At 46.0% G+C, this 2,766-nt stretch carries 4 protein-coding genes; 1 reads left to right on the top strand and 3 read right to left on the bottom strand.

Annotation, left to right across the window (positions count from 1 at the left end; all coding sequences use genetic code 11):
- The coding region (locus Q0X25_RS08275; RefSeq protein WP_298581162.1) for a GTP-binding protein at positions 1-642 on the bottom strand (642 nt) is incomplete at its 3' end.
- A gap of 140 nt (positions 643-782) precedes the next feature.
- On the opposite strand from Q0X25_RS08275, the gene rpsT reads away from it, so the two are divergent.
- On the top strand, positions 783-1,046 hold the full coding sequence (gene rpsT, locus Q0X25_RS08280; protein ID WP_021626135.1) for a 30S ribosomal protein S20: 264 nt from the start codon (positions 783-785) through the stop codon (positions 1,044-1,046).
- Positions 1,047-1,140: 94 nt separating this feature from the next.
- On the opposite strand, the gene holA is transcribed toward rpsT, so the two are convergent.
- Both holA and Q0X25_RS08290 read right to left on the bottom strand, forming a co-directional pair.
- The gene (holA, locus tag Q0X25_RS08285; protein WP_298581166.1) at positions 1,141-2,115 is read right to left on the bottom strand and encodes a DNA polymerase III subunit delta; all 975 of its coding nucleotides are present in this window, start codon (positions 2,113-2,115) and stop codon (positions 1,141-1,143) included.
- A 39-nt stretch (positions 2,116-2,154) separates the two neighbouring features.
- The coding region (locus Q0X25_RS08290; protein ID WP_367270424.1) for a ComEC/Rec2 family competence protein at positions 2,155-2,766 on the bottom strand (612 nt) is incomplete at its 5' end.

Consider the following 2,766-nt stretch of genomic DNA (forward strand, 5'->3'; position numbering starts at 1 on the left):
TGTTGCAACGACACCACGATACGCATCAAAGTAGGAATCCAAGACAAGCGCTCGTAAAGGCGCCGCTTCATCTCCTGAAGGAGGCTTTACCAAATAGACAATAGACTCAAGTAAATCGTGAATACCCTCGCCTGTCTTGCCTGAAACAAGCACAGCATCATCAGCAGGGATGGCAAGGGCATCCTCGATTTCGGCTTTTACTTCCTCGGGATGTGCAGAAGGTAAATCAATCTTGTTGATAGCAGGCACAATATCAAGATTGGCATTCATTGCAAGATTGGCATTGGAAACCGTCTGCGCCTCTACACCCTGGGTAGCATCTACTACTAGTACTGCTCCCTCGCAGGCCGCAAGACTGCGACTGACCTCATAGGTAAAGTCCACATGCCCGGGAGTATCAATAAGATTGAAGGTATAGGTTTCGCCGTCGTCAGCATCATAGAGCACGCGCACAGCGTTCGACTTGATGGTGATGCCACGCTCTTGCTCAATATCCATACTATCAAGCATCTGAGAAGTTAAATCTCTCTGCTCAACGGTATGGGTAAGCTCAAGAATGCGATCAGAGATCGTCGATTTACCGTGGTCGATATGAGCCACGATGCTGAAATTACGGATGTGTGATGTGTCTGTAGTATTCATGGGAAAGATAATACCTCAGTTAGCCCTCTGAGTGCTATACTTCACAGGTTGACCTCCCGTCTGGTTGTGCCCCCACGCTTCCAGACGTCGCTTGTCTCAGCATAGAGGCCTCGTTGATGATTGGTTGAAAGGAAAAGCACGTGGCAAACATCAAGTCGCAGAAGAAGCGTATTCTCACCGCTGAGAAGGCTCGTCAGCGTAACAAGGCAGTACGCTCTGAGCTCAAGACCTATGTAAAGAAGGTCGTCGCTGCTGTTGAGGCTGGCGACAAAGACGCAGCACAGCTTGCTGCAAACGCTGCTGGTCGTAAATTTGACAAGGCTGCAGCAAAGGGCATCATTCACAAAAACCAAGCAGCTGAGCGCAAGTCTGGCGTTCAGAACATGGTTAATAAGATGGCCTAATTTTTTGCAATAACCTTTGTAACTACATTGCATGTATGGACCCCGTAGTAAAAACTGCGGGGTCTTTTTTAACCCTCACCAAAGCAAAGACATACTACTGAACAGCACCACAGATTTGCAAGATAAGCTGGGTAAATCTTATGTCAGGATCGGCGCCTGATTTGAGATCTCGGTCGCAGTCAGCACAAGCTTGTAAAAATCGACTGAGCTCCCCTGGAGCAAAGTTTCTTACCCACCGCTTATACCTGTCTATCTGAAAATCGCGCTTGCGAAGCGTAGAAGCTAGAACATATTCCTGCCCTCGCGCCATCAAACTCTGAGTACATATCAACTCACGCAAACGACCAACTAACATGGCGAGAAGAGCGATTTGTGAAGGTTGTACCATCAAGTGATATTGGGTGAGCGCTGCAACCGCATTGCGCTGGCAGATAGGATCAAGAAAATCCCACGGTTTTATTTCTGCTGTTTGTGAAATGTTGTTGACGACATCGTTATAACTAATATGTTCTTGTGTACGACAAAGCGTACAAAGCTGAATAACTTGTTTTTCTAGCAGTTTTCCAGACTCTCCTGAGCGCTTAATGAGCTCATAGATTGCGGAATCATCCATATACATTCCTCGTGCCTGAGCAAACATCTTTACTTCCGCAACAAGCGAACGGTTCTTTTTTGGTGCACAGTCAATAATTGCTTGAGGGCCCACAGAAGCTATAGCCTCGTATAAAGGAGTTTTCTTGGGCAACGAGTCAAAAAGTAAGCAAAGTGTACAGGCGCTGTTGGGATTTGAAAGGTAATCCACCAACATATCTTTGACCGTCATATCCAGACGATCGGCAGCGTTTACGATGACAAAGCGCTTCTCTGCCCCAAAAGGAAGAGTGTTAAGCGAGCCTAATAGTGTCGCTGCATCAAGTTCAGCTGTAGCAGTTATCTCATCTAAATTGAAGGCTTCCATACCTGCATCTAAATGCCTTTTGAGTCTATTCACAACAGACTTTTTTTTGCGCTCATCACTACCAATTGCCGCATAAGCCACAAGCATTGCGCTCTTTTTTGTCTCTAGCATCAACTCCCCCTCGCATGTTGTATGCCTTCAATAATAGCTTTAGTCTACAAAACTCTTTTGACATACGATGGTAGGTCCCCCTTCAGCAGGACATACGCAGATATCACCACAATCAATCGTACAGAGAAAACATGATCCTATGTTTTTTACTATCTCAATACATTCACCTGATGGATGCCCATACTTATTTTTTTCACCCGCGCTGGCAAGACAAAGCTCAGGCAAAAGTTCTTGCGCCTGCTTTGCCGTCAAAGAAATTTTTGAACCATGATGTCCTAGCTTCAAAACATCAATATCGCCGATATCGCCCGCTGCAATTAGTTCTGCTAGTTCCTTTTTTTCTGCATCCCCGGTAAGCAGAGCTCGAAATCTTTGCTTGTCGTCTTGATAAAGCACATCAAACTGTATTGAATCCTTATTTTCAAGGCCACTTACAGGCATGCGAGGCCAAATCATCCTTAAGACAAATTGCCCCACATGCAAGGTATCCCCATAGGACAGCTCTTCGAGCTGGGTTCCCACCAATGCCTTACAGGCAGACTCAAGTTCAGGTGAAAGTTCGGATGTAACGCCTTCGGCAAAAAATATCTGTTCACAAGGCATTTTGTACGCAAGGTCAGCTACACCACCTACATGATCTGCGTGCTGATG

It is taken from the genome of uncultured Olegusella sp., assembly GCF_947253395.1.
In the GTDB taxonomy this organism is placed as follows: Bacteria; Actinomycetota; Coriobacteriia; order Coriobacteriales; family Atopobiaceae; genus Olegusella.